Below are 25,492 nucleotides of genomic sequence, written 5' to 3'. Positions count from 1 at the left end.
CATGAACGCGAGCCTCGAACGGGTCAGGGATGCCCTGGCCGAGCTGATCAAGGCCGCCCTCCTCTCGGACGACGGCCTGAGCGACGCCTGCCGCGCGGCCGGCCGCGCCAGGCTCGCCGCCCTCGCGGGCGATCCGCCCGAGCCCGAGAGCCTGCGGATGGACGGCGCCTGGACGCTCGCCGTCCAGGCGGCGGAGAGCCCGGAACTCGCGCCGCTGGAGGGACGGGTGAACCTGACCCTGCCGCGCGCCTGCCCCTTCACCCTGGACGAGCTCCTCGCACCCGACCTCGACGTGGATCAGGCCGTGGCGCGCATCCGCAAGGGCGCCTCGACCGGCTGATCGCGCCTGTTGAGGAGTGCCGGCACGGCGTTGCCGCGCGCGGGCCGGACACCCATGTTAGCCTCACAGGACCGACGCCTCGGTCCCGCGCCCGCACGCGGGTCCCGTCTATCGCAGAACTCTCCGGCACCCCCCTTTTGGCACGACGCACCACCGCCCCGGCGGCCGAGCCCGCCGCTCCGCAGCCCTTCCCCACCCGTGAGCAGATCCTCGCCTTCGTGGCCGAGTCGAAGGAGCGCGTCGGCAAGCGGGAGATCGCCAAGGCCTTCGGCATCAAGGGGGCCGCCAAGATCGACCTCAAGCGCGTCCTCAAGGAGATCGAGGAGGACGGCGCCCTCGACCGCGGCCGCGGCGGCCTCGCCCCGGCGGGCCACCTGCCGCCGGTCGTGCTGGCCGATATCCGATCCCGCGACCGCCACGGCGATTTCCTGGCGATCCCGGTGGAGTGGACCGGCACCGGCAAGCCGCCCGCCATCGTGCTGACCCAGCCGCGCGGCCCCCGCAAGGGCAACCGCCCGGCCCCGGGCATCGGCGACCGCGCCCTGATCCGGGTCGAGCGCGACGCGGAGGGCGGCTACACCGGCCGGGTCGTCAAGGTCATCGGGAAGAACAAGGCCGAGATCATCGGTGTCTACCGGGCCGGCGCGCAGGGCGGCCGGATCGTGCCGGTGGAGAAGCGGGCGCAGGGCCGCGAGATCCTGATCCCGCCCGGCGAGGAAGGGCAGGCCCGCGACGGCGACCTCGTCAGCGTCTCGCTGGAGCGCGAGACCCGGTTCGGCCTGCCGAAGGGGCGTGTGCGGGAGCGGCTCGGCTCGCTCGGTTCCGAGAAGGCGGTGAGCCTAATCGCCCTGCACCTCCACAACATCCCGCACGTCTTCGCCGACGCGACCCTGGCGGAGGCCGATTCCGCCAAGCCCGCCACCCTGAAGGGCCGCGAGGACTGGCGCGACCGGCCCCTCCTGACCATCGACCCGCCGGACGCCAAAGACCACGACGACGCCGTCATGGCCGAGGCCGATCCCGACCCGGCCAACCCCGGCGGCTTCATCCTCACCGTCGCCATCGCGGACGTGGCCGCCTATGTCCGGCCGGGCTCCAGCCTCGACCGGGAGGCGCTGGAGCGGGGCAACTCGGTCTACTTCCCCGACCGGGTCGTGCCGATGCTGCCCGAGCGGATCTCGAACGACCTCTGCTCGCTCCGCGAGGGGGAGGACCGGCCGGCGCTGGCGGTGCGCATGGTCATCGCCGCCGACGGCGAGAAGCGCCGCCACGCCTTCCATCGGGTGATGATGCGCTCCCGCGCCAAGCTCGCCTACGCGCAGGCGCAGGCCGCCATCGACGGGCGGCCGGACGACGCGACCGGGCCGCTGCTGGAGACGGCGCTCCGCCCCCTCTGGGCGGCCTACGCGGCCCTGCGCGCGGCCCGCGACCGCCGCGGGCCGCTGGCCCTCGACCTGCCCGAGCGCAAGGTTCTCCTGAGCCCCGAGGGCGCGGTCGACCGGGTGATCGTGCCGGAGCGCCTCGACGCCCACCGGCTGATCGAGGAGTTCATGATCCAGGCGAACGTCGCCGCCGCCGAGACCCTGGAGCAGGCCCGACAGCCCCTGATCTACCGCGTCCACGACGAGCCCGCCCTGGAGAAGATGCGGGCGCTCGGCGAGGTCCTGGCCTCGGTCGGCATCAAGCTGCCCAAGGAGGGGGCGCTGCGCCCCGCCCTGTTCAACCGGATCCTCGCCACCGCGGCCGAAACCGAGCACGGGGTGTTCCTCAACGAGGTGATCCTGCGCAGCCAGGCCCAGGCCGTCTACGCGCCCGAGAATCTCGGGCATTTCGGCCTGAACCTGCGCCGCTACGCGCATTTCACCTCGCCGATCCGGCGCTACGCCGACCTGATCGTGCACCGGGCGCTGATCACCGCCTGCCGGCTCGGCTCGGACGGGCTCGCGAGCGACGTCTCCCTCGGCGAGCTGGCGCAGTTCGGCGAGCAGATCTCGGCGGCCGAGCGCCGCGCCATGGCGGCCGAGCGCGAGACGATCGACCGCCTCATCGCCCACCACCTCGCCGACCAGGTCGGCGCGACCTTCGCGGGCCAGATCGCCGGCGTCACCCGGGCCGGCCTGTTCATCAAGCTCGACGAGACCGGCGCGGACGGCTTCGTGCCGGTCTCGCAGCTCGGCGCCGACTATTTCCGCCACGAGGAGGGCCGCCACGCCCTGGTCGGCGAGCGCACCGGGGAGACGTTCCGCCTCGGCGACCGGGTCGAGGTGCGGCTCGTGGAGGCCGCGCCGGTGGCCGGGGCGCTGAGGTTCGAGCTGCTCAGCGAGGGCCGGACCCGTTCCGGCGCCCGGTCCGCGGGGCCGGGGAAGAAGTCCGGCGGGCGGCCCTTCAAGGCCGCGCCGCCCGGCCGCCCCGCCGGCATCCGCAACACCGGGTCGCGCCACCGCGGCTCGCGCCGCTGACCCGGGCGGTGTACAGGCAGGGGATGGCCGCCGACGCGATTCCCGAGCGCACCCGCCTGATCCCCGCGATGGCCCGGGGCTTCGTCGGCCGCTGCCCGCATTGCGGCCAGGGCCGGATCTTCGGCCGCTTCCTCAAGGTGCGGCCGGAATGCGACGTCTGCGGCCTGGAGCTGCACCATCACCGGGCCGACGACCTGCCGCCCTACGTGGTGATCTTCATCGTCGCCCACATCGTCGGCTACCTGATCCTGGAGACCGAGAGCGCCTACGAGGTGCCGCTCTGGGTCGAGATGGGCGTCTGGCCGGTCTTCACCCTCGTCTTCGCGCTGGCCCTGCTCCAGCCCGTGAAGGGCGCCGTCGTCGGGCTGCAATACGCCCTTGGCATGCACGGCTTCGCCACGCTACCGCGGAGCCGCCCCGCAGCGGGGCTTGAGGAGACGCGCCTTGCCGGAGCCGCAGCGGGAGCCCCCGATCGTCACAGCTCCTGAGCGGAAGCCCGCCGCGGCGCGCCTGCGGCCGCGCGACGCCGCGACCATGATCGTGATCGACCGGCGCGGACGGGGCGGCCCGAAGGTCCTGATGGGCCGGCGCAACCCGAACCTCGCCTTCATGCCGGGCAAGTTCGTCTTCCCGGGCGGCCGGATCGAACTCGGCGACCGCCACATGCCGGTGGCCGGGGCGCTCCCGGACTACGCCGAGGCGGCGCTGACCCGGCAGGTGTCCCGGCCCCCGCACCATCTCGGCCGGGCGCTGGCGCTCGCCGCGATCCGCGAGACCTACGAGGAGACCGGTCTGCTCCTCGGCACGACCGAGCACGGTGCGCCCGAGGACGTCCCGGCGGGCTGGGAGGGGTTCGCCCGGCACGGCGTCCTGCCCGACCTCGAGGCGCTGCACCTCGTCGCCCGCGCGATCACCCCGCCGAAGCGCGTGCGCCGCTTCGACACGCGCTTCTTCACCGTCGACCGCCGGATGGTGGCGGCCGAGGAGCCGGGACGGGTCGAGGCCGACGCCGAGTTCACCGAACTCGCCTGGGTCCGGCTCGACGCGGCCCGCAAGCTCGACCTCCCCTTCATCACCCGCGCGATCCTCGACGAGCTGGAGGCGCAGATCGCCGCCGATTTCGCGCCCTACCGCATGATCCCCTTCCACTACGAGCGCTACGGGCGGCGCGAACGGGTGGCCTTGTGAGCGGTCCGGACGGATTGCAGGACGGGCGGCGGGGGATCAGTTCGGAGGACGTGGCGGCGATCTCGGCGGCCGTGACCTGCGTCACCGTCGTCGGCATCGGCCTCAGCCTGTCGATCCCGCTCCTCTCGATCGAGATGGAGCGGCGCGGCGCGTCGAGCACGCTGATCGGGCTCAACACCGCGGTGGCGGGCATCGCCAGCATCTGCACGGTGCCGTTCGTGCCGCGCCTCGCCGCGCGGGTCGGCGTCGCCCCCCTGCTCGGACTGGCGCTCCTCGTCGGGGCGATCAGCCTCGCGCTGTTCCCGCTGCTGCCGGGCATCGCCCTGTGGTTCCCCCTGCGCTTCGTGTTCTCGGCGACGCTCGGGGCGCTGTTCGTCCTCTCCGAGTACTGGATCAACGCCGCCGCCCCGCCGGAGCGGCGCGGCTTGGTGATGGGCATCTACGCGACCGTCCTGGCGACGGGCTTCGCAGTCGGTCCGCTGCTGCTGGCCCTGGTCGGGACCGAGGGGCTGGCGCCCTACGCGACGGGGGCCGCCCTCATGCTGGCCGGCGGCCTGCCCATCGCCCTGGCCCGCGGGCTGTCGCCGACGATCGAGACGGGCTCCGGCCGCGGCATCCTCGGCTACGTCCGGCTCGCCCCCGGCGCCCTGGCGGCGGCCCTGGCCTACGGGGCGGTGGAGACCGGCATCTTCGCCATCCTACCGCTCTACGGCCTGCGCCTCGGCTACGACGCGCAAGGGGCGGCCGGCCTCGTCAGCCTGATCGCGCTGGGCAACGTGCTGTTCCAGATCCCGTTCGGCTGGCTCGCCGACCGCCTCGACCGGGGCGCGGTGCTCCTCGGCGCGGGCCTCGCGGGGGCGGCGGGCTCGGCCCTGATCCCCCTCGCGGCCGGCCATCCGGCGGCGTTCGGCGCGCTGCTCCTCGTCTGGGGCGGCATCGCCGGGACCCTCTACACGGTCGGCCTCGCGATGCTGGGCGACCGCACGCCGCCGAACGATCTCGCGGGCGCCAACGCGGCCTTCGTGGTGCTCTACAATGTCGGGTTGATGCTGGGGCCGCCGGTGATCGGCGGCGGGCTCGACCTCGTGCCGCCGAACGGGTTCGCGCTGGCGCTGTTCGCCCTGTTCCTGGCCTTCGCCGGCTGGCTCGCCGCGACGGAGCGCCGGCGCGTCCGCTCTTGACCTGCCGGGCCCGATCGGGCATTCACCCGCCCGTATTCGGCCGGGCCCTCCCGGCCATTTGCGTTTCGCTCACGCGGAATGCCGCACCCTGCAGGAGCGCCGCGCCATGGCCAAGGCCGTCACCGTCAAGATCAAGCTCGTCTCCACCGCCGACACGGGCTATTTCTACGTCACCAAGAAGAACTCCCGCACGCAGACCGAGAAGCTGACGATGCGCAAGTACGACCCGGTCGCGCGCAAGCACGTCGATTTCAAGGAAACCAAGATCAAGTAAGGCCGCGGGCCGCTTCGCGGCCTGACCGCCCACGGGAAGCCGCTCCGGAGACGGGGCGGCTTTTTCCTTGCCCGGCGCGTTCCCGCGCACGGCGTCGCCGGGATCTCCCGAACCGCGACCTGACCGGCCGACAGCCCGGCGCCAGCACGACTCGTTAACCGTCGCTCGTCCCGGACGCTGCCCGACCCGCCGGCCGATCACCGGCCCGCGTTCTCGGCCAGCTCGGCGGTTGGAGGGCGGGTTCGATGCAGCGGATCCTGCTGGCGATTCTCATCACCGCGGCAATCCTCGCGCTCTGGCGCGTCCTGACGCTGCCGGTGTACGCGCTCCGGGCGACCCGCGGCTTGCTCGCGGAACGCCGCGTTCCGGCCCGCGCCCGGAGCCGACCGCTCAGGAAGGGCCCGGCGCGGCCAGATCCGGATCGAGCGTCCGTGCCAGGGACCGCGCGATAGCCACGAGCGCCGTCACCATCGGCGTGGACGGCTCGCGCCGCGGGGCGACGAGGCCGATCGTGTGCTCCAGGTCGGGTGCGGTGATCGGGATCGTGCGCACGCCCTCCATGGGGCCCAAGGCGTCGACTAGGATCTCCGGCATGATCGAGGCCCAGCGCAGGGTGCGCACGTGGGTCAGCAGCACGATCATCGAGTTCGACTCGAGGGTCGCGGCGGGATCCGCACCCGCCTCGCGGATCTGCTGGTCGATGATCCGCCGGTTCTGCATGTTCGGCGTGAGCAGGCAGAGGGGCAGGCGGCTGGTCTCGGCCCAGGTGACGCTGGTGCGACCCTCGAAGGGCCCGCCGATCGCCGTCACGAGGCGGTAGCGCTCCCGGTAGAGCGGGACGGAGATCACCCGCCCGAGGGGCTCGTTGTCGAGGTAGGTCAGGCCCGCATCCGCCTCCAGGTTCTCGATCAGCGAGAAGATGTCGGCGGAGGTGGCCGATTCGACCGTCAGCCGCACGTCCGGGTGCCGCTCGCGGTAGGGCGTCGTGAGGTTCACGATCATCGGCAGCGCCGTGGGGATCGCGGCGATGCGGAGATGGCCGGTCAGGCCCCGGCGCAGGCCCGTGACCTCCTCGTGCATGGCCCGCGCGTCGGCCACGATGCGCCGCGCCCATTCGAGGACCCGCTCGCCCTCGGGGGTGAAGCCCTGGAAGCGGGAGCCGCGCAGCACGAGCTGCACGCCGAAGCGATTCTCCAGCTGCTTCACGCCGGCCGAGAGGGTCTGCTGGGTCACGCCGCAGGCTTCGGCGGCGTGCCCGAAATGCTGCTCGCGGGCGAGCGCGAGCAGGAAGTCCAGCTTGTCGATCACGACGAAGGCATCCCGGCACGGCGAGGCGCCGGAAACCTAGCGGCCCGCCGAGCCCGCCACAACCGAGCGTGCCCGCTCAGCGGAACAGGATGAACGCCTTCGACAGGGTGATGCCGATGCCCCAGACGATCGGGATGCCGACCACCGCCCAGGCCAGCGCGGCCCCCGCGCTGAAGCCGCCACGGCCGATCCCGAAGGAGCCGGACGGCCCCGAGGCCGTGGCGCCGGCGCGGACGTCCAGGGAGGCCCGCTCGGAATCGGACATGAACCAGCGTTGCGCCAGGGGCCGGACGAGCAGGTTGCAGAGGAAGCCGACCGCCAGGAAGCTCGCCAGCACGTACATGGTCCGGCCGTAGAGATCGGCCCCCTGCACGCCCGCGGCGACCTGCGCCTCGCGGATCTTGGTGATGACGAAGGGCCCGACGATGCCGGCCATCGACCAGGCGGTGAGCAGGCGCCCGTGGATGGCGCCCACGAACTGCGTGCCGAACACGTCGGCGAGATAGGCCGGCACGGTCGCGAAGCCGCCGCCGTACATGGACAGGATCACGCAGAAGATAGCGACGAACAGCGCCTGCGAGCCGATGCCGGCGGCCCAGGGCGCGGCCGCGTACAGGAGGCCGCCCAGGGCGAAGAAGATCGCGTAGGTGACCTTCCGCCCGATGCGGTCCGACATCGAGGCCCAGAAGAACCGGCCCAGGATGTTGAAGAGTGAGAGCAGGCCGACGAAGCCGGCCGCGATGGCCGCGACCTGCGCCTTCTGGCCGGCGTCGAGGGCCGAGAAGCCGGTGCCGGGCAGGCCGATCAGCTCGCCGCCGAAGATCTCCTGGAGCATCGGCGAGGCCAGCGCCAGCACGCCGATGCCGGCCGACACGTTGAGGAACAGGACGAGCCAGATCATCCAGAACTGGACGGTCTTGTGGGCGTCGCGCAGGTGGACGTGCCCCGAAGCGATCATGGCGTTCTTGGCGGCCAGGCTGGTCCAGCCGTCCGGGCGCCAGCCGGCCGGCGGCACCCGGTAGCCGAACGCCCCGCCCAGCATGAACAGGATGTACCCCACGCCCATCACCGCGAGGGTCTGCCAGACGCCGGCCGAATCGGCGGTCCGGAAGCTCTTGATCAGGCTGTCGGCCAGGGGCGAGCCGATCATCGCGCCGCCGCCGAAGCCCATGATCGCCATGCCGGTCGCCATGCCGCGCCGGTCCGGGAACCACTTGATCAGGGTCGAGACCGGCGAGATGTAGCCGAGCCCGAGGCCGATGCCGCCGATCAGGCCCATGCCGAGCCAGACCAGCCAGAGCTGGTGGATGTAGACGCCGAAGGCGCCGATCAGGAAGCCGCCGCCCCAGCAGAGGGCCGCCGCGATGCCGGCCTTGCGCGGTCCGGCCCGCTCCAGCCAGCCGCCGAACAGGGCAGCCGAGAGACCGAGCACGACGATGCCGATGGAGAAGACCGTGACGAGGTCGCTGACCCGCCAGTCGCAGGTGGTGGTGAACAGGGCCGTCATCACGCCCATGTCGGGGCAGGCGGCGGGCGCCGGCTTGCCCACGGAGAGCGCCCGGGTCAGCGGCAGCCAGAACACCGACAGGCCGTAGGCCATCCCGATGCAGAGATGGATCGCCAGCGCCGCCGGCGGCACCAGCCACCGGTTGAAGCCCGGCTTGGCGACGATCCGCTCGCGCGACAACAGACTCGGCGTTCCCTCAGGCGCGATCGCGCCTGCCACTCCAGCACCCATGATGGACTCCTCCGCCGCGGCCTCGTTGGCGGGCCTCGCGGCGGCGGACGATGCGCGATTTGTGTGCAGGGTGCCAGCGCGCGACACGCTGAGACGTCGATTTTAATCCAGTCCGGCGCCGACTGTATGCGGATTCCTCGTCAACGCGCCGTCCGGAGGCCGTATGGACCGCCGCTGCGGGCGCCGGTCTGTCCGGCGCCCGCAGCGGCTGCCGCCCTCACATGGGCGGGGTCAGGCCGTCCTTGCCGACCGCCACGAGCTTGCCCTCGGCCTTGCTGCCGTCCTTGGCGACCACGGCGAAGACCTTGGAGCCGGGCGTCAGGATCGCCTTGTCGGCGGGCTCGAAGGCCACGATCGGCGCCGAGGCCGGCACCACGATCTCCTTGGAGCCGTCCTTGCCGTAGCTCACCGTCAGCGTGCGCTCGCCGCCCGAGGCCGCCTTGTCGGCCTTCACGGTGCCGTTCGTCATCGCGCTCTTCACCTTCGGGGCGTTCGACGACTCGGCCTTCACGGTGCCGTTGGTCATCGCGCTCTTCACCTTGGCGCCGGCGCCCGCGGTGTGGTCGGTGATCGCATCCCAGCCGTAATGGCCCTCGCCCGTGCCGCGCATCGATTCGGGGAAGAGCACGACCTCGAGGGCGGTCATCGGGTTCTCGCCCTTGGTGGCGGTGCCGATGAAGACACCGTCCTTGATCGCGTCGAGGCTGGACGGGACAACCCAGGCGAACTTGGCGCCGCTCACGTCGACGGTCTCGGTCTTGCCGTCGTCGGTCTTGATCGTGACCGTGCCGCCGTCGGCCTTGTCGACGGTCCCGCGGACGCGCTCGACCTGCGCGGCGAAGGCCGCACTCGACAGCAGGGCCGTCAGGCCGGCGGCGACGAGTGTCTTACTGAGGTGCTTCATCGGGGTCCCATCCTGGCTTCAGGAGCCGGGTTATGGGGCGGCCCGCGCGCGAAACAAGGTTGCGCGCAAGCGAAACGACCTGCTCGGCGACAGAAGCGAGGTTGTCAGTCACCACCGTCTTTGCGAGCGGAGCGAAGCAATCCAGCCGGCGCAAGGACTTCCTCCGTCGCGTTGCCCTGGATCACTTCGCTGCGCTCGCGATGACGGGGTGGCGCGTCGGACGACGGCACCGACCGAAAACGAGTCAGGCGGCACCCGGTGGGCGCCGCCTGATTACCGCGCGGGCAGCGGGGACGCTGCCCTCCGAAGGCTCACGCCGCGAGCGAGCGCAGCACGTAGGGCAGGATGCCGCCGTTGCGGAAGTACTCGAGCTCGTCGAGCGTATCGATGCGGCAGGTCAGCGGGACCTGCTTCACCGAGCCGTCGGCGGACTTGATCTCCGCGGTGAGCGTCTGGCGGGGCTTCAGCTCGCCGGCGAGGCCCTTGATGGTGACGGTCTCGTCACCCTTCAGGCCCAGCGACTGCCAGCTCGTGTCGCCCTGGAAGACCAGCGGCACCACGCCCATCCCGACGAGGTTCGAGCGGTGGATGCGCTCGAAGCTCTCGGCCACCACGGCGCGGACGCCGAGCAGCTTCGTGCCCTTCGCCGCCCAGTCGCGCGACGAGCCGGTGCCGTACTCCTTGCCGGCGAAGATCACGAGCGGCGTGCCCTGTTCGGCGTACTTCATCGCCGCGTCGTAGATGAACATCTTCTCGCCGGACGGCTGGAAGTGCGTCCACCCGCCCTCGACCACGCCGCCGGAGGCGTCCTTCACCATCTGGTTCTTGATGCGGATGTTGGCGAAGGTGCCCCGCATCATCACCTCGTGGTTGCCGCGCCGCGTGCCGTACTGGTTGAAGTCCTGCACGCGCACCTGGTGCGACTGCAGGTACTCGCCGGCCGGCGAGGCCGCGCGGATGTTGCCCGCCGGCGAGATGTGGTCGGTGGTGATCGAGTCGAGGAACAAGCCGAGGATGCGCGCACCCTCGATGTCCTCGACGGGCTTGGGGGTCTTCTCCATGCCGACGAAGTAGGGCGGGTTCTGCACGTAGGTGGAGCCGGGGTTCCACGCGAAGGTCTCGGCCTCGGTGACCTCGACGTCCTTCCAGTTCTGGTCGCCGCCGAACACGTCGGCGTAGCGGGACTTGAACAGCGCCGAGGTGATGTTCTCCTCGATGAACTGCTGCACCTCGGCCGAGGACGGCCAGATGTCCTTGAGGTAGACCGGCTTGCCGTCGGAGCCCTGGCCGAGCGGCTCCGTGGTGATGTCGATCTGCATCGAGCCGGCGAGCGCGTAGGCGACGACCAGCGGCGGCGAGGCGAGGTAGTTCGCCCGCACGTCGGGGTTCACGCGGCCCTCGAAGTTGCGGTTGCCCGAGAGCACCGCCGCGGCGACGACGTCGTTGTCGTTGATCGCCTTCGAGATCGCCTCCGGCAGCGGGCCGGAATTGCCGATGCAGGTCGTGCAGCCGAAGCCCACGAGGTTGAAGCCGAGCGCGTCGAGCGGCTCCTGCAGGCCGGACTTCTCCAGGTACTCGCCGACCACCTGCGATCCGGGCGCGAGCGAGGTCTTCACCCACGGCTTGGAGCGCAGGCCCTTGGCGACGGCGTTGCGGGCCAGCAGGCCCGCGCCGATCATCACCGAGGGGTTCGACGTGTTGGTGCAGCTCGTGATCGCGGCGATCACCACGTCACCGTGCCCGATGTCGAAGTTGGTGCCCTCGACCGGGTAGCGGCGCGCGAGGTCGGCGGCCTTCTTGAACTCCGTCTCCATCGAGGACGCGAAGCCGGACTTGGCGCCGTCGAGCAGCACGCGGTCCTGCGGGCGCTTCGGGCCGGCGAGCGAGGGCCGGACCTGGCCCATGTCGAGTTCCAGCGTGTCGGTGAAGACCGGGTCGGGGGTCTGGGCGTCGCGCCACATGCCCTGCGCCTTCGCGTAGGCCTCGACCAGGGCGATCCGGTCGTCGGAGCGGCCGGTGACCTTCAGGAAGTCGATGGTCTTCTGGTCGACCGGGAAGAAGCCGCAGGTCGCGCCGTACTCAGGGGCCATGTTGGAGATCGTGGCCCGGTCGGCGACCGCCATGTCGTCGAGGCCGGGGCCGTAGAATTCCACGAACTTGCCGACCACGCCCTTCTTGCGCAGCATCTGGGTGACGGTGAGCACGAGGTCGGTGGCGGTGGTGCCCTCGGGCAGCTTGCCCGACAGCTTGAAGCCCACGACCTCGGGGATCAGCATCGACAGCGGCTGGCCGAGCATGGCCGCCTCGGCCTCGATGCCGCCGACGCCCCAGCCCAGCACCGCCATGCCGTTGACCATGGTGGTGTGCGAATCGGTGCCGACCAGCGAATCGGGATAGGCCACGTCGGAGCCGTTCTCGGACTTGGTCCAGACGGTCTGCGACAGGTATTCCAGATTCACCTGGTGGCAGATGCCGGTGCCCGGGGGGACCACCGAGAAGTTGTCGAAGGCCGACTGGCCCCACTTCAGGAAGGTGTAGCGCTCGCCGTTGCGCTCGTATTCCAGGGCGACGTTGTCGGCGAGCGCCTTCGGGGTGCCGAACTCATCGACGATCACCGAGTGGTCGATGACGAGATCGACCGGCACCAGCGGGTTGATCTTCTGCGGATCGCCGCCGAGCGCCACCATGGCGTCGCGCATGGCGGCGAGGTCGACCACCGCCGGGACGCCGGTGAAGTCCTGCATCAGCACGCGGGAGGGGCGGAACGCGATCTCGACCTCGGCCTTGCCCTTCTGGTCGAGCCAGGCGACGGCGGCCTCGATGTCGGCCTTCTTGACTGAGCGGTCGTCCTCGTACCGGAGCAGGTTCTCCAGGATCACCTTCATGGAGAAGGGCAGCGCGGCCGCCGAGGCGAGGCCGTTCTTCTCGGCCGCGGGAATGGAATAGTAGGTGTAGGTCTTGCCGCCGGCTTCGAGCGTCTGGCGGGCCTTGAAGCTGTCGAGTGAGGGCACGGCTGGTTCTATCCTCGCTGCGGGTTGTCGAACACGCGCAGGCAAGACCTGCGCTACGAGATCCGTGTTCGGCCTGTGTAGCGCCCGACGGGCGCGCGCCGCCCCGGGAGTGCCCGGGCAGGACGATGCGCGGGGGCGATTTGGACGCCCGTGATGCCGCGCGGCGCAGCCGCGGAGGGATATAGAACTTTTCGAATCTGGCCGCTACCGGGTCGTCATGACAGGTGCGTTTTCCTGTCGGGGACCGTGGCGGCGACTGGGCGCGCGCCGCGGAGGCCTGCGCGACTCGCGCATCTCCAGCGGGCATCGACGGTGGCGGCCGAGCGCGACAGGCCCCCTCTCCCAAGCGGGAGCGGAGAGCCGCACGGCTGTTGCCGGTGCTGCTGCGTACGTCCGCGAGCCCGCAGAAGGGCGGGAGTCGCGTGGCGCGGGCGCCCTACCCTTGCCCGGGCACGCCCGCGACGGACAGGGCCTTCGATCGATTCGGCTGGGCCGCGAGCCTGCGCAGGGACGCGACGTTCGTGGCCGCCTCCTCGGCGCTCATGTCGCGGCGCAGGACGGCCTCGGCATCGGCGAAGTGGCCCTTGAGGCCGAGCACCATGGCGAGGTTGGCCCGCACCCGCGCGTCGGCGCCGGGCTGGTCGGCGGCGAGGCGCAGGGTCTGCTCGGCCTGATCGAGGTTGCGCGACAGCGCGTAGGACAGGCCGAGATTGGACAGGAGCGAGGGCTCGTTCGGGCGGATCTTGAGGGCGGCCTCGTAGAAGCCCTGGGCGCGGGCCTGCTCGCCGAGCTGGGCGGAGGCCGAGCCCTGCGCCGACAGGATGCGCCAGTCGGGATTGGCGGGCGTGTGCGCGTTGGAGAGCACGTCGATCGCCTCGCGGAAGCGGCCCGCCTCGACCAGCGACTTTCCGTAGGCACCGAGCAGGGCCTGGTCGCGCGGGTTGCGCAGGGCGGCCTGCTGCAGCACCGCCGAGGCCTGGCCGATCTGGTCGGTGGCCCGCAGGGCGCGGGCGTAGGCCATCGCCGTGCGCCCGTCGGCGGGGTCGGCGTTGTAGCGCTCGGCCAGCCGGTCGATGTCCTGCCGCGAGGGCGCCGCGGCGGCCGCGGACGGCCCGCCGAGGGGGCCGATCGACCCGGTCGTCTCGGGCGAGCGGGTGTTGCAGCCGGCCAGGCCCAGCGCGACGACGGCGGCCGCGAGGGCGGCGCGGCGTCCGGGGCGTGCTTGGGATCGGGTGACCCGGAACAGGGCCGTCATCATGGTGCGCTCCGCCGGCATCGGGACCGGACGCGATGGCACGCGCTTCACGCTCCCGGCCGGCCGGTGATAGAGCGTTAACCCTAATCACCGGTTAAGCCGCCGGTCCGGGCGGCACGCGAGAGGCACATGACCCAGGCCGAGATTCCGGCGACGACCCGCGGGCTCCTGCCCGGCGACACCCAGGCCGTACCGGTGACGCTGGTCACCACCGGGGGCTGGGCGGCGGTCGAGTCCGGCCTGGAGCCCGCCCAGCGGAGCTTCGCCAGGGCCATCGGCTTCAAGCCGAAGGCGGGCAGCCTCGCGCTCCTGCCCGGCCCGGACGGCGGCCTCGCGCGGGTCCTGTTCGGCCTCGGCGATCCGGAGGCCGCGGCCTACGACAGGCTCCTCGCCGGCAAGCTGCCGGGGCTGCTGCCGGAGGGGACCTTCCGCCTGGACAACGCCCCCGAGCCGGCCGAGGCCGCCCTCGCCTGGCTGATGGGGAGCTACCGCTTCGGCCGCTACCGGTCCGGCGGCGGCACGAAGGCCCGGCTCGCGGCGCCCGCCGGCATCGACGCGGCCGAGGTGGAGCGGGTCGCCGCCGCGGTGGCGCTGGGCCGGGATCTCGTCAACACGCCGGCCAACGATCTCGGGCCCGCCGAGATCGAGGCGGCCGCCCGGGCGGTGGCCGCGCGCCACGGCGCCTCCGTCGCCGTCACGGAAGGCGCGGCCCTCGCCGAGGGGTACCCGCTGATCCACGCGGTCGGCGCCGCGTCGCCCCGGGCCCCGCGGCTGATCGACCTGACCTGGGGGCCGGCGGACGCGCCGCGCGTGACTCTGGTCGGCAAGGGCGTCGCCTTCGACACCGGCGGCCTCGACCTGAAGCCGTCGGCCGCGATGCTGCTGATGAAGAAGGACATGGGCGGCGCCGCCGCGGCGCTGGCCGCCGCCGACATGGTCATGGGCGCGGGCCTGAACCTGCGCCTGCGCCTGCTGATCCCCGCGGTGGAGAACGCGGTCGCGGGCAACGCCTTCCGCCCCGGCGACGTGCTGCCGAGCCGGGCCGGGCTCAGCGTCGAGATCGGCAACACCGACGCGGAGGGCCGGCTGATCCTCGCCGACGCGCTCGCCCTCGCGGACGCGGATTCCCCCGACCTGATCCTCGACTTCTCGACCCTGACCGGCGCGGCCCGGGTGGCCCTCGGGCCGGACCTGCCGGCCTTCTTCACGGAGGACGACGCGCTGGCCGAGGCGGTGGCGCGGGCCGGCTGGGCGGCGATCGACCCGGTCTGGCGCATGCCGCTGCACGCGCCCTACGCGAGCCTGCTCGATTCCAAGGTGGCCGACCTCAACAACGTGTCGGGCGGACCGTTCGCGGGCGCGATCACCGCGGCCCTGTTCCTGCGGCGCTTCGCGCCCAACACGAAGGCGCACGGCCATTTCGACCTCTACGGCTGGAACCCCTCCGCCAAGCCCGGCCGGCCGGAGGGCGGCGAGGTCCAGACGGCGCGGCTGACCTACGCGCTGCTCAAGGCCCGCTACGGCGGCTGATCGCCTCCCGTCGTCGCGAGCGCGGCGAAGCGATCCAGTCGGCGCCCCGCTGACAGATGTCGCGCAGCCCTGGGTCGCTTCGCTGCGCGCGCGATGACGGTGCGGCTGGGGGCACGCTCAGGCGGTGCGCGGCAGCCCGGTCTCGATCAGGCGCGCCCACAGGGAAGCCCCGTACGGCGCGGCCGCGTCGTTGAAATCGTAGTGCGGGTGGTGGAGCGAGGCGCTGTCGCCGTTGCCGATGAACATGTAGGCGCCGGGACGGCGGGCGAGCATGTAGGAGAAGTCCTCGGCGGTCATCATCGGCGCCACCGTCCGGTCGACGTTCTCCTCACCCACCAGGGCCTCGGCGACGCCGGCCATGAAATCGGTCTCGGCGGGATGGTTCTCGGTCACCGGGTAGCTCGCCCCGTACGCGACCCCGCCCCGCGCGCCGAAGCCGCCGGCGATCTCGGCCACCAGGGTCTCGATCCGCGCCTTGATCTCGCCGCGCACGGCCTGGGACAGCGTGCGCATGGTGCCGCGCATGGTGACGGTCTGCGGCAGGACATTGAAGGCCTCGCCGGCCTCCAGCGCGCAGACCGAGACCACGGCCGACTGCACCGGGTCGAGGTTGCGCGACACGATGCTCTGCAGGGCGATGATCACGTGGCTCGACACGAGCACGCTGTCGACGGCGTTCTGCGGCAGGGCCGCATGGCCGCCCCGTCCCTCGATCGTGATCGTGAAGCGATCGGTCGAGGCCATGATCGGCCCCGGCCGGATCGCGAAGGTGCCGACCGCCATGCCGGGGATGTTGTGCATCCCGTAGACCGACTCGACCCCGAACCGCTCCATCATTCCGTCGTCGACCATCGCCTCGCCGCCGCCGCCACCCTCCTCGGCGGGCTGGAAGATCAGCACGGCCGCCCCGTCGAAATCCCGGGTCTCGGCGAGGTACTTGGCGGCGCCGAGGAGCATGGTCGTGTGACCGTCGTGGCCGCAAGCGTGCATCTTGCCCGGCACGGTGGAGCGGTAGGGCAGGTCGCGCACCTCTTGGATCGGCAGGGCGTCCATGTCGGCGCGCAGGCCGATGGCACGGTTGGAGCTGCGTCCCCGGCCGCGGATGACGCCCACCACCCCGGTCCGACCGATGCCGGTGACGACCTCGTCACAGCCGAAGGACCGCAGCGTCTCGGCGACGAAGCCGGCGGTGCGGTCGACGTCGTAGAGCAGCTCGGGATGGGCGTGCAGGTCGTGCCGCCACGCCGTCATCGTGTCGGCGAAGGCGCGGATCCGTTCGAGGACGGGCATCGGGGCGGGGCTCTCGTGGCCTTGGCGGGTGGGCCGGACCAGCAAAGCCGGGGCCAGAGCCGCCGTCAACGGCCAAGCTCGGTATCCGCGGCGCCCCGCTCACGCCGCACCCCGCCCCGTGATCCCGCGCCCGCGCCGCCGCGGCGCGGGTGGATGGTCGCCCGCGGCGAGGTCGTCCAGGATCGGGCAGTCCGGCCGCGCGTCGCCGCAGCAGGCCTCCGCCAAGTGCTCCAGCGTCCGGGCCATGCCCTCCATCTCGGCGATGCGGCGGCGCAGATCGGCGATCTGCTCCTGCGCGATCGCCTTCACCCCGGCGCTCGGCCGGGCGCGGTCGCGCCAGAGCGCCAGGAGATCCGCGATCGCGTCCACGCTGAAGCCGAGGTCGCGGGCGCGGCGGATGAAGCGCAGCGTGTGCAGGTCCGCCTCGCCGTAGTGGCGGTAGCCGGATTCGGACCGGGCGGCCGGCGGCAGCAGGCCGGTCGCCTCGTACCAGCGGATCATCTTGGCCGAGACGCCGGTCCGGCGCGCCGCCTCGCCGATCGTGAGGGTCGCCGCGCTCATGCCGGCCTCGCGGCCAGCGCCGGCCCCTCGGCCGCCGCGGGACGCCCGCCGGCCCGGCGCAGCCGCAGGGCGTTGCCCAGGACGAACACGCTCGAGAAGGCCATGGCGCCCGCGGCCAGGATCGGCGACAGGGCCGGGCCGCCGAACGGCACCAGCACGCCGGCCGCCACCGGGATCAGCGCGGCGTTGTAGGCGAAGGCCCAGAACAGGTTCTGGCGGATGTTGGCCATCACCGCCCGCGACAGCGCCAGGGCCTCGACCAGGGCCTCCAGATCGCCCGACATCAGCACCACGTCGGCGCTCTCGACGGCGATGTCGGTGCCGGTGCCGATCGCCAGTCCGACATCGGCCTCGGCCAGCGCCGGCGCGTCGTTGATGCCGTCGCCCACGAAGGCCACCGGCCCGTGTTCCGCCCGGAACCGCTGGACCGCCTCGACCTTCCCGCCGGGCAGCACCCCGGCGGCCACGGCGTCGATGCCGAGGCTCCGCGCCACGCCGGCGGCGGTGACGGGATCGTCGCCCGTGACCATCGCCACCGTGAGGCCGCGCGCCTTCAGGGCCGCGACCGCCGCGCGGGCGCCAGCTTTCACGGGATCGGCCACCGCCAGGATCGCGGCGTGGCGGTCGTCGAGCACGAGGTGAATCGGGCTCCGTCCCGCGCCCGCCAGCGCCTCGGCCCGGGCAGCGAGATCCGGGTCGAGGGCGACGCCGAGGCGCTCCAGGTAGCGCGGCGCGCCGACGGCCACGGCCCGGCCCGCGACCCGTCCGGCGATCCCGAAGCCCGCCACCGCCTCGAAGCTGTCCGGTTCCGGCAGGTCGAGGCCGCGCTCGCGGGCCGCCGCCACGACGGCGCCGGCCAGCGGATGCTCGGAGCGGGTCTCCAGCGCGGCGGCGAGGGCCAGAACCGCGTCCTCCGCGACGCCCGCGGCCGGGACGATCTCGGTGAGCCGGGGGCGGCCCTCGGTCAGGGTGCCGGTCTTGTCGAGGGCCACCACCCGCACGTCGCGCAGGCCCTGCAGTGCGGCGCCGTCGCGGAACAGCACGCCGCGCGCCGCCGCGCGCCCGGTGCCGACCATGATGGCGGTCGGCGTCGCCAGTCCCATGGCGCAGGGGCAGGCGATGATCAGCACCGCGACGGCGTTGACCAGGGCCGGACCCAGCGCCGGGGCCGGCGCCAGCGCCAGCCAGGCCAGGAAGGTCACCGCGGCGATGCCGATCACCGCCGGGACGAACCGACCGGTGACGCGATCGACCAGCGCCTGGATCGGCAGCTTGCCGCCCTGGGCGCGCTCCACCATGGCGGCGATCTGCGCCACCACGGTGGCGCCCCCCACGGCCTCGACCCGCAGGTCGAGGCTGCCGCGGCCGTTGAGCGTCCCGCCGATTACGGAATCGCCCGGGACCTTGCGCACCGGCGCCGGCTCGCCCGTCACCATGCTCTCGTCGACGTGGCTGGTGCCGGAGACCACGGCGCCGTCCGCCGCCACCCGTTCGCCCGGACGCACCCGGACGACGTCGCCGAGGCGCAGGGCGTCGAGGGGAACCTCGGTCTCCGCGCCGTCGCGGACGACCCGGGCGGTCTTCGGCGTCAGGTCCATCAGCCGCGCGATCGCCTGGCCTGTGCGCCCCTTGGCGCCGGCCTCCAGCGTCCGGCCGAGCAGGATCAGCGTGACGATCAGGACGCTCGCCTCGAAGTAGAGGTGCGCCGCCCCGGCCGGCAGGAGGTGCGGAGCCAGGGTCGAGACCAGCGAGTACAGGTAGGCGGCGCTGGCCCCGAGGGCGACCAGGGCGTTCATGTCGGGATGGCCGCGCAGCAGGCCCGGAACGCCGCGCAGGAAGAAGCGCCGCCCCGGGCCGGCGAGGACCAGGGTGGCCAGCGCGGCCTGGACCAGGGCCGTCACGGGGCCTCCGTGCAGCGCGGGCAGGAGGTGGCCGCCCATGTCGAGGACCACGACGGGAACCGACAGCAGGGCGGCGACAATCAGATCGCGGCGCAGGGCGCGCCCCTCTTCCGCCTGACGGGCGGAAGGGTCGACCGGGTGGCCGGCCTCGACCGGCCGGGCCTCGTAGCCGGCCGTCTCCACGGCCGCCACCAGCGCGTCCATCGGCACCACCCCCTCGGGATGGCGGATCGCGGCCCGGCCGGCGGCGAGGTTGACGCTGGCGCCGGTCACCCCCGGCACGGCGGCCAGCGCCCGCTCGACGCGGCCGACGCAGCTCGCGCAGGACATCCCGTCCACGGCCAGCAGGCTCTGCGTCTCTGGGACGGGGTAGCCGGCATCCGCGAGCGCCGTCGCGACGTCGCCCGGGCTCGTCGCCCCGTCGAGGACGAGGCTGGCGCGGTGGGTGGCGAGGTTCACCGCCACGTCACGGGCGCCTGGCAGCGCCGCGAGGGCGCGCTCGACGCGGCCGACGCAGGAGGCGCAGGACATGCCCTCGACGGGGAGGGTCAGGGCGACGGATCTCGACATGGCGGTGGTCCGGTTGGAAGCATCCATGCCCGGTCAGATGGAGCTTCCCATGATGGGAAGGTCAAGGGTTCGCGGGCGAGGCTCCGGATCAGGCCGATCGATGCGGGCCGCGGCCGTTGTCGAATCGCGCCCGTCCGGCCAAGGTCGCCGCCCACCGGAGCGACGGGGAAACAGATGAGTGAGCCGCTGACGATCTACGGCGACCCGGGTTCCGGGAACTGCCTCAAGGTCAAATGGGTCGCGGCGCATCTCGGCATCCCGGCGGTCTGGCGCGACGTCGACGTCCCGGGCGGCGGGACGCGCCGGCCCGAGTTCCTCGCCCTGAACCCCGCCGGCCGCGTGCCGATCGTCGTCCTGCCCGACGGCACCGTGCTGTCGGAATCGAACGCGATCATCGTCTACCTCGCCGAGGGCTCCGCGCTGGTCCCCGCGGAGGCCCTGCCCCGCGCCCGGATGCTGCAGTGGATGTTCTGGGAGCAGTACAGCCACGAGCCCTACATCGCGGTCCGCCGCTACCAGCTCCACTACCTCAAGCGGGCGCCCGAGGATCTCGACCCGAAGCTCGCGGAGCGCGGCGCCGACGCCCTGCGGCTGATGGAGGACACCCTCGGGCGCTCGGCCTTCATGGCGGGCGAGACCCTGACCCTCGCCGACGTGGCGCTCGTCGCCTACACGCGCATGGCCCACGAGGGGGGCTTCGACCTGACGGATTACCCGGCGATCCGCGCCTGGGTCGGGCGGGTCGAGACCGGGCTCGGGATCGGCCCCTATACCGGGCCGGCCTGATCGGCCGCGAACCGAGGCGGCGCGGCGCCGTACTCGGGCAGGCTGACCCGCACGGTCGTCCCCTCGCCGGCCGCGCTCTCGATGGCGAGGCGGCCGCGGTGGCGGTTGAGGCTGTGCTTGACGATGGCGAGCCCCAGCCCGGTGCCGCCGCGGGCGCGACTCGAGGTGACGTCGACCCGGTAGAAGCGCTCCGTCAGCCGCGGGATGTGCTCGGGCGGGATGCCCGGCCCGTCATCGGCCACCGACAGGACGACGCGGCGCCCGAGGCGCGGGTCGTCCTCGCGGGCGAGCCCGACGCTGATCCGGCCGCCGCCGTACTTCACGGCGTTCTCGATCAGGTTCTCGATCACCCGCGCCAGCTCGTCGGCGTCGCCGGGGACCGCGTAGGGGCCCGCACCCTCCTCCAGCCGGATCGTGGCGCCCCGCGCCTCGGCGGGCGGGCCCTGGGCGTCGACCATCTGGCGGGCGAGCGCCCCAAGATCGACCACCGCGGTGGGGGCGACGTGCTCGCGCAGCTCGATCCGCGACAGCGACAGCAGGTCGTCGATCAGCCGCGTCATCCGCAGGGCCTGGACGCGCATGATCTCCAGGAAGCGCTCCCGGGCTTGCGCGTCGTCGCGGGCCGGCCCCTGCAGGGTCTCGATGAAGCCGATCAGGGTAGCGAGCGGCGTGCGCAGCTCGTGGCTGGCGTTGGCGACGAAGTCGACCCGCATCGCCTCCAAGCGCCGGGCCGCGGTGAGGTCGCGCAGGAACAGCAGCGCGCTGACGCCGGACCCGTCGGGCATCGGCAGGGCGCCGATCTGGACATCGAAGGTCCGCTCCAGCGGCACCCGGGTCGATAGCGCGACGCGGCGCGGGAGGCCTGAACTCAGCACCGCCTCGATGCCGTCGAGGACCTCCGGGTCGCGGAGCGCGAAGGACAGCGGCCGGGCCTGGTGGAGGGCCGGCAGGAGCGCCCGGGCGGCGGGATTGGCCTCCAGCACCAGGGTGCGCCGGTCGACCAGGATGACCGGGTCCGGCACGTGGGCGAGAAGCGCCTCGGCGACGGCGTGGCGCGGCGTGGTGGTGGCCGGGCGCGGCACGGGCGCCTCGCGGCCGCGCCCGCCGAGCCATCCGCCCAGGCAGACCGCCGCGAGGCCGATCAGGATCAGCGGGAGATCGAGCCGCCCGGCCAGGGCGGTGGCGAGCCCGAGCAGGCCCGCGGCGATCGCGGCGCCGGTCCAGGCGGGGGAGCTACGCAGGCGGCCGGACATGGCGGGCGCGGCCGGCCGCTCAGCGGTGCTCAGACTCGTCGTGCCACGCCCGGCCGGACGGGCCGGCCGTGCCCTCCGGAGGCCCAGGATCGCGGGCGCCGCCCGCGCGCTTGACGATCTCGTACAGCCCGAGCATCGCCAGGGCGGTCACGAACGGCACGACGTAGTAGCAGCCCCGGAACAGCAGCAGCGAGGTCAGCACCTCGTTGCGCGGCAGGCTCGACAGGGCGAGCAGGATCGTCGCCTCGAACACCCCGATCCCGCCCGGCGCGTTCGACGCGATCCCCAGCATGGCGGCGAGCACGTAGATCGCCAGGAAGGTGGTGAAGCCGAGCGTCGTCTCCTGCGGCAGCAAGACGTAGAGCACCGCCGCCGCCGCGCAGACGTCGCCGATCCCGACGATCATCTGGCCGATGGAGACCGAGGCGCCCGGCAGCTCCAGGCGCCACTGCTTGACGGTGATGCTGCGCTTCTTGGCCGAGACCCAGGCGAGGTAGCCGAGCACCAGGGCGAGCGCCGCGAGGCCGACGCCCTGGTTGATCCGGATCGACGTGAAGGCGAGGCCGGCGAGCTGGCCGGCCTCGATGATCAGGCTCAGGCCCAGCACCACGCCCATGCCGAGCCAGAAGGTGAAGCCGGCGATGACGGTGAGCGCGGCGATCTTGGCCGTCGAGAGCCCCTGCCGGGCGTAGATCCAGTAGCGGATCGTCCCGGCGGTGAGCAGTGGGAAGCCGAGAGTGAAACTCACCGCGTAGCTCGTGAAGGAGGCGAGCGCGGTGATCCGGTACGGCACCTTGATCTTGAGCTGGCGCAGGGCCAGCGCGTCGTAGCCGGTCAGGAACAGGTAGCTGATGCCGACGAACAGGAAGGCGAGCCCGAGCTGCTCGGCGGTCGCCGCCGCGATGGCGCTGCGCACCTCCGCCCAGCTGACGCTCTGCACGAGCTTCCACAGGACGCCGAGGGAGACGGCGAACAGCACGATGCTGGCCGCCGTGCCGATCCAGGCATAGCGGCTGCGCCGGCTCTTCCGCTTCGAGCCCGCTTCGGCATCGTGCTGGACCGGCTCGACCGGCTCGGCCGGGCTCCGGTGCTGTCCCTGAAAATTCATGCCGATCGGCGTCCGCCCTTCCGGCTGCGCGGCCCGGCCCGAAGGCCGTCAGCCCGTGCCGGAATCTCCCGGACCGCGGCCCGTTGCCCCGCATGTAGGCCGAACCGGGGCGCAAGGCCAGGGAAGGCAGGCCTGTGACGGGCGATCTATCCTCAGCTGGAGGTCCGATCGAGGATCGCGGCCGCTTCCGCGAGGCCGCGCCGGATCCGCTCCGGCACCTCCGGCGCGGTGCAGACATAGGTCGGGCTCGGGTGCGGCACCCGGATCACCGGAAGGTCGGGGCGGAGCGCCGCGAGGGCGGGCGCGGCCTCGCCGGCGAAGCGGCCGGCCAGCACCGCCACGGCGAGGCGCGGCAGCAGGTCGAGGAGCGGGGCCAGATAGGGCGCGGCCGCCGCCACCTCCGCCCGGCGGGGCGCCCGGTTGCGGGCGCCCTCGGCGTGGATGAGCCAGGGGACCGCGTTCCAGATCAGCGTGTCGGCCCGGCTGAGCCCGGCCTCGGCGAGGAAGCGGAACAGGTTCGCGGCCGTGCCGTTCGCGCTGTCGCGGGTGACGAAGCCGGTGCGCAGGACCGCCGGGCCGGGGGTCTCGAGGAGGAGGAGCATCCGCGCGCCGACGCCGCCGTCCAGGGGGTCGGGCGCCGGGACCGGGGCGCCGCGCTCGGCCGCGACGCGCGCCGCCAGCGCCCGGATCGGTGCGATGTGGGGGCTGTCGATCAGGGCGCGGCGGGCCGCGAGGGCTTCCGGATCGGCCAACGCCTTCGGCGCCCGCGGCTCAGCCGGCATCGAGGCCGGGGATCGCGGGGCCGAGGCGACCCGACCGGCGGAAGCGCTCGGTGCCCTCCTCCCGGGCGAGGCGCGCGTCGAGGCCGGCCACGCCGCCGAACTGGAAGCCGATCTGGCTGGCATAGGCCGCGCAGGCGGCGCGCTTCCGGGTCTGGGCCTCCGGGGCGAGGCGCATCGCCGGCTCGGCGAGGTCGGCGAACAGGTCGGCGAGGGGCGCCTTCGGGGCGGCCTCCCGCACCGTGTAGGGAAAGTCGCGCCACCACAGGATCGGCTGCGCCGGCGCGAGGCCGCGCAGCGCCCGCACGGTCTGGACGTGATCGACGTGCCCGCCGATCGCCTGCGGAGCCAGGAGGAGATCGGGACTCCCCGCGGCGATCAGCCCCGCAATGGCCGGTGCCAGCTCGGCCGCGACGCCGTCGTCGGCGCGCGTGTCGGCGAAGAGCTCCGGCGCCGAGCCGTAGCCCCGGTGCGGCGCCTCCCGGAACGGCAGGTGGACGGGCGGCGCGATGCCGAGCGCCGCGGCAGCCCGGACATCCTCGTCCCGGCGCAGGGCCATGTAGTCGACCTCCGGTCCGAGCCCTTTGTCCAGCTGGCAGGCGAGCGCGAAGCCCCTCGGCTCGGCGACGCTGCCGGTGAACAGGGTCGCCATCACAACGCGCCAGCCAGCTTGCGCGAGGCTTGCCAGGAGGCCGCCGCACGAGAAGGCCGCGTCGTCGAGATGGGGCGAGAGGGCGAGCGCGGTGGGCATGGTCCGGGGTGCGACGGTCTCGATGGGTTCCGACCCGCGCTCAGAGCAGGTGCGGCTCGGCGCGGAAGCGGCAGGTCGGATCGTGGGGCAGGTCCGGCGAGAAGCCGGTGGCCGGTCGCTCGCCGCGCACGCGGGCGTAGACGTCCATGATCTGCCGCCCGACCGCGTGCCACGAGTAGACGCGGCGGCACTCCTCCAAGCCGGCCGTCGCGATGCGGCGGCGCAGATCCGCGTCCGCGATGACCCGGGTGAGCGCGGCGGCCAGCGCCGGGACGTCGCCCGGGTTCACCAGCAACCCGTTCTCCCCGTCGCGCAGGCAGTCCGAGACGCCGACCGCGTGGCACGAGACGGTGGCGAGCCCTGCTGCGAGCGCCTCCAGGATCGTGTTGGAGAAGCCCTCCGCGTAGGTCGGCGAGACGAACACGTCGGCGCGGCGGTAGAGGTCGGGCACGGTGGCGTACTCGGCGTAGCCCGTGAAGGCGATCTCCCGCTCCGAGAAGGCGCGCTCGGCGGCGAGCGCCTTGGCCGGATCCACGTCGGGCCCGATCCCCGAGATGGTGGCGGCGAACGGCGTGCCCTGCGCGCGCAGGATCGCCAGGGCCTCGATGAAGTCGAGGACGCCTTTCCGGCGGTCGACCCGGCCGTGGTAGAACAGCCGCACCGGGCCCGGATGGGGCGCGGGCAGCCCGTCGGGCGTGCCCTGCGCGAACCGGTCGGTGTCGACCGCGCCGGGCACGATGGTGAAGCGGGCGGGGTCCGACCCGAGCCGCTCGCAGACCTCGTCCACGAAGGAGGCGCCGCCGATCAGCAGCGCGTTGGCGTGGGCCAGCACCTCGCACATGGCGACCCGGTGGGTCTCGCAGCAAGAGCCGACCCAGTGGCCGTCGCCGCCCTGGATCGAGACGACGCTCGGCACGCCGAGTTCGCGCGCGGCGAGCAGCACCGCCCAGCCGGTCGGGTAACCGTATTGCGCGTGCAGGATGTCGAAGGGTTGTCGGGCGTGCTCGCGGCAGATCGCGTCCACCATCGCGGCGATGTCGCGCTCGAAGTCGCCCGACGCCTGCTCGCCGAGCTGCTCCAGGCCGATCACCCGCACGCCCGGCACCGGCGGGGGCGGCCCGCCCCCGTAGACCCGGGTGCCGAAGGCGTCGCCCCGGTACTGCGAGATCATCGTGACGTCGTGGCCGGCGCCGACCAGCTCGCGCAGCAGGTTCTGCGCGTAGACGCTCATGCCCGATATCGCCGGGAAATAGCGGCGGCTGAGGAAGAGGATTCTCATCGCGCCGCACCTTCGCATTGACCGGG

At 73.0% G+C, this 25,492-nt stretch carries 21 protein-coding genes; 8 read left to right on the top strand and 13 right to left on the bottom strand.

The genetic code is table 11. The features are described 5' to 3' along the window. The first annotated feature begins 1 nt into the window (after position 1). From ACLBYG_RS12570 to rpmG, 6 genes are all read left to right on the top strand, one after another. Positions 2-340 (top strand): hypothetical protein, encoded by a 339-nt coding sequence (locus ACLBYG_RS12570; protein WP_447681667.1) that lies wholly within the window; start codon positions 2-4, stop codon positions 338-340. A 137-nt stretch (positions 341-477) separates the two neighbouring features. Beyond that, positions 478-2,799: a ribonuclease R gene (gene rnr / locus ACLBYG_RS12565; protein WP_447681666.1), complete on the top strand. Its 2,322-nt coding sequence runs from the start codon at positions 478-480 to the stop codon at positions 2,797-2,799. A 23-nt stretch (positions 2,800-2,822) separates the two neighbouring features. Continuing rightward, entirely contained in the window at positions 2,823-3,287 is a 465-nt protein-coding gene (locus ACLBYG_RS12560; RefSeq protein ID WP_447681665.1) for a DUF983 domain-containing protein, read from the top strand. Continuing rightward, positions 3,244-3,987 carry an NUDIX hydrolase gene (locus ACLBYG_RS12555; RefSeq protein WP_447681664.1) on the top strand — a complete coding sequence of 248 codons (744 nt, stop codon included), beginning with the start codon at positions 3,244-3,246 and terminating at the stop codon, positions 3,985-3,987. Before ACLBYG_RS12560 ends, ACLBYG_RS12555 begins: the two co-directional genes overlap by 44 nt. Before the next feature lie 50 nt (positions 3,988-4,037). Further along, positions 4,038-5,168 (top strand): MFS transporter, encoded by a 1,131-nt coding sequence (locus ACLBYG_RS12550; RefSeq protein ID WP_447681663.1) that lies wholly within the window; start codon positions 4,038-4,040, stop codon positions 5,166-5,168. A 106-nt stretch (positions 5,169-5,274) separates the two neighbouring features. After that, a complete protein-coding gene (gene rpmG / locus ACLBYG_RS12545) occupies positions 5,275-5,442 on the top strand; it encodes a 50S ribosomal protein L33 (RefSeq protein WP_020092568.1) in 168 nt (55 codons plus the stop codon). 390 nt (positions 5,443-5,832) lie between these two features. Here the strand turns inward: rpmG and ACLBYG_RS12540 are convergent, their stop codons facing one another. From ACLBYG_RS12540 to ACLBYG_RS12520, 5 genes are all read right to left on the bottom strand, one after another. After that, a complete protein-coding gene (locus ACLBYG_RS12540; protein ID WP_020092569.1) occupies positions 5,833-6,750 on the bottom strand; it encodes a LysR family transcriptional regulator in 918 nt (305 codons plus the stop codon). A 76-nt stretch (positions 6,751-6,826) separates the two neighbouring features. Beyond that, a complete protein-coding gene (locus ACLBYG_RS12535; protein ID WP_447681662.1) occupies positions 6,827-8,488 on the bottom strand; it encodes an OFA family MFS transporter in 1,662 nt (553 codons plus the stop codon). 217 nt (positions 8,489-8,705) lie between these two features. After that, the gene (locus ACLBYG_RS12530; protein WP_447681661.1) at positions 8,706-9,392 is read right to left on the bottom strand and encodes a metal ABC transporter permease; all 687 of its coding nucleotides are present in this window, start codon (positions 9,390-9,392) and stop codon (positions 8,706-8,708) included. 311 nt (positions 9,393-9,703) lie between these two features. Next, a complete protein-coding gene (acnA, locus tag ACLBYG_RS12525) occupies positions 9,704-12,403 on the bottom strand; it encodes an aconitate hydratase AcnA (protein ID WP_447681660.1) in 2,700 nt (899 codons plus the stop codon). Between the two features lie 436 nt (positions 12,404-12,839). Further along, on the bottom strand, positions 12,840-13,658 hold the full coding sequence (locus ACLBYG_RS12520; protein WP_447681700.1) for a hypothetical protein: 819 nt from the start codon (positions 13,656-13,658) through the stop codon (positions 12,840-12,842). 129 nt (positions 13,659-13,787) lie between these two features. Here ACLBYG_RS12520 and ACLBYG_RS12515 point away from each other — a divergent pair, with 129 nt between their 5' ends. After that, on the top strand, positions 13,788-15,188 hold the full coding sequence (locus ACLBYG_RS12515; RefSeq protein WP_447681659.1) for a leucyl aminopeptidase family protein: 1,401 nt from the start codon (positions 13,788-13,790) through the stop codon (positions 15,186-15,188). Positions 15,189-15,305: 117 nt separating this feature from the next. Here ACLBYG_RS12515 and ACLBYG_RS12510 read toward each other — a convergent pair whose 3' ends face one another. The 3 genes from ACLBYG_RS12510 to ACLBYG_RS12500 all read right to left on the bottom strand — a co-directional run bounded on the left by ACLBYG_RS12510 (position 15,306) and on the right by ACLBYG_RS12500 (position 19,510). Next, positions 15,306-16,478, bottom strand: coding sequence for a M20 aminoacylase family protein (locus tag ACLBYG_RS12510; RefSeq protein ID WP_020092575.1), 1,173 nt, complete (start codon positions 16,476-16,478; stop codon positions 15,306-15,308). A 99-nt stretch (positions 16,479-16,577) separates the two neighbouring features. Further along, on the bottom strand, positions 16,578-17,039 hold the full coding sequence (gene cueR / locus ACLBYG_RS12505) for a Cu(I)-responsive transcriptional regulator (protein WP_056526064.1): 462 nt from the start codon (positions 17,037-17,039) through the stop codon (positions 16,578-16,580). Then, entirely contained in the window at positions 17,036-19,510 is a 2,475-nt protein-coding gene (locus tag ACLBYG_RS12500; protein ID WP_447681658.1) for a heavy metal translocating P-type ATPase, read from the bottom strand. The genes cueR and ACLBYG_RS12500 overlap by 4 nt, the downstream gene beginning before the upstream one ends. 174 nt (positions 19,511-19,684) lie before the next feature. Between ACLBYG_RS12500 and ACLBYG_RS12495 the strand changes: the two genes are divergently transcribed. Continuing rightward, on the top strand, positions 19,685-20,296 hold the full coding sequence (locus ACLBYG_RS12495; protein WP_447681657.1) for a glutathione S-transferase family protein: 612 nt from the start codon (positions 19,685-19,687) through the stop codon (positions 20,294-20,296). Here the strand turns inward: ACLBYG_RS12495 and ACLBYG_RS12490 are convergent. The 5 genes from ACLBYG_RS12490 to ACLBYG_RS12470 form a co-directional block, all read right to left on the bottom strand. Further along, complete coding sequence (locus ACLBYG_RS12490) at positions 20,278-21,549, bottom strand: ATP-binding protein (RefSeq protein WP_447681656.1); 1,272 nt, start codon at positions 21,547-21,549, stop codon at positions 20,278-20,280. The genes ACLBYG_RS12495 and ACLBYG_RS12490 overlap by 19 nt on opposite strands. 19 nt (positions 21,550-21,568) lie before the next feature. Continuing rightward, entirely contained in the window at positions 21,569-22,657 is a 1,089-nt protein-coding gene (locus ACLBYG_RS12485; RefSeq protein ID WP_447681655.1) for a lysylphosphatidylglycerol synthase domain-containing protein, read from the bottom strand. A 152-nt stretch (positions 22,658-22,809) separates the two neighbouring features. Further along, positions 22,810-23,439 (bottom strand): uracil-DNA glycosylase, encoded by a 630-nt coding sequence (locus tag ACLBYG_RS12480; RefSeq protein ID WP_447681654.1) that lies wholly within the window; start codon positions 23,437-23,439, stop codon positions 22,810-22,812. Then, positions 23,429-24,187, bottom strand: a complete 759-nt coding sequence (locus ACLBYG_RS12475) for a PIG-L deacetylase family protein (protein WP_447681653.1) — start codon at positions 24,185-24,187, stop codon at positions 23,429-23,431. Before ACLBYG_RS12475 ends, ACLBYG_RS12480 begins: the two co-directional genes overlap by 11 nt. Positions 24,188-24,227: 40 nt before the next feature. Continuing rightward, positions 24,228-25,466, bottom strand: coding sequence for a glycosyltransferase family 4 protein (locus ACLBYG_RS12470; protein ID WP_091679479.1), 1,239 nt, complete (start codon positions 25,464-25,466; stop codon positions 24,228-24,230). Positions 25,467-25,492 lie beyond the last annotated feature (26 nt).

It is taken from the genome of Methylobacterium sp. D53M, from assembly GCF_053345625.1.
The sequence above is the reverse complement of the archived record's forward strand: the minus strand, read 5'-3'. Positions and strand labels throughout refer to the sequence as shown.

Excerpts from the sequence above, each read along its gene's own strand:
- ACLBYG_RS12570 (WP_447681667.1), top strand. The coding sequence starts at position 2 with ATGAACGCGAGCCTCGAACGGGTCAGGGATGCCCTGGCCGAGCTGATC.
- ACLBYG_RS12560 (WP_447681665.1), top strand. The coding sequence starts at position 2,823 with ATGGCCGCCGACGCGATTCCCGAGCGCACCCGCCTGATCCCCGCGATG.
- rpmG (WP_020092568.1), top strand. The coding sequence starts at position 5,275 with ATGGCCAAGGCCGTCACCGTCAAGATCAAGCTCGTCTCCACCGCCGAC.
- ACLBYG_RS12535 (WP_447681662.1), bottom strand. The coding sequence starts at position 8,488 with ATGGGTGCTGGAGTGGCAGGCGCGATCGCGCCTGAGGGAACGCCGAGT.
- ACLBYG_RS12530 (WP_447681661.1), bottom strand. The coding sequence starts at position 9,392 with ATGAAGCACCTCAGTAAGACACTCGTCGCCGCCGGCCTGACGGCCCTG.
- ACLBYG_RS12520 (WP_447681700.1), bottom strand. The coding sequence starts at position 13,658 with ATGACGGCCCTGTTCCGGGTCACCCGATCCCAAGCACGCCCCGGACGC.
- ACLBYG_RS12515 (WP_447681659.1), top strand. The coding sequence starts at position 13,788 with ATGACCCAGGCCGAGATTCCGGCGACGACCCGCGGGCTCCTGCCCGGC.
- ACLBYG_RS12510 (WP_020092575.1), bottom strand. The coding sequence starts at position 16,478 with ATGCCCGTCCTCGAACGGATCCGCGCCTTCGCCGACACGATGACGGCG.
- cueR (WP_056526064.1), bottom strand. The coding sequence starts at position 17,039 with ATGAGCGCGGCGACCCTCACGATCGGCGAGGCGGCGCGCCGGACCGGC.
- ACLBYG_RS12500 (WP_447681658.1), bottom strand. The coding sequence starts at position 19,510 with ATGTCGAGATCCGTCGCCCTGACCCTCCCCGTCGAGGGCATGTCCTGC.
- ACLBYG_RS12495 (WP_447681657.1), top strand. The coding sequence starts at position 19,685 with ATGAGTGAGCCGCTGACGATCTACGGCGACCCGGGTTCCGGGAACTGC.
- ACLBYG_RS12490 (WP_447681656.1), bottom strand. The coding sequence starts at position 21,549 with ATGTCCGGCCGCCTGCGTAGCTCCCCCGCCTGGACCGGCGCCGCGATC.
- ACLBYG_RS12485 (WP_447681655.1), bottom strand. The coding sequence starts at position 22,657 with ATGAATTTTCAGGGACAGCACCGGAGCCCGGCCGAGCCGGTCGAGCCG.
- ACLBYG_RS12480 (WP_447681654.1), bottom strand. The coding sequence starts at position 23,439 with ATGCCGGCTGAGCCGCGGGCGCCGAAGGCGTTGGCCGATCCGGAAGCC.
- ACLBYG_RS12475 (WP_447681653.1), bottom strand. The coding sequence starts at position 24,187 with ATGCCCACCGCGCTCGCCCTCTCGCCCCATCTCGACGACGCGGCCTTC.
- ACLBYG_RS12470 (WP_091679479.1), bottom strand. The coding sequence starts at position 25,466 with ATGAGAATCCTCTTCCTCAGCCGCCGCTATTTCCCGGCGATATCGGGC.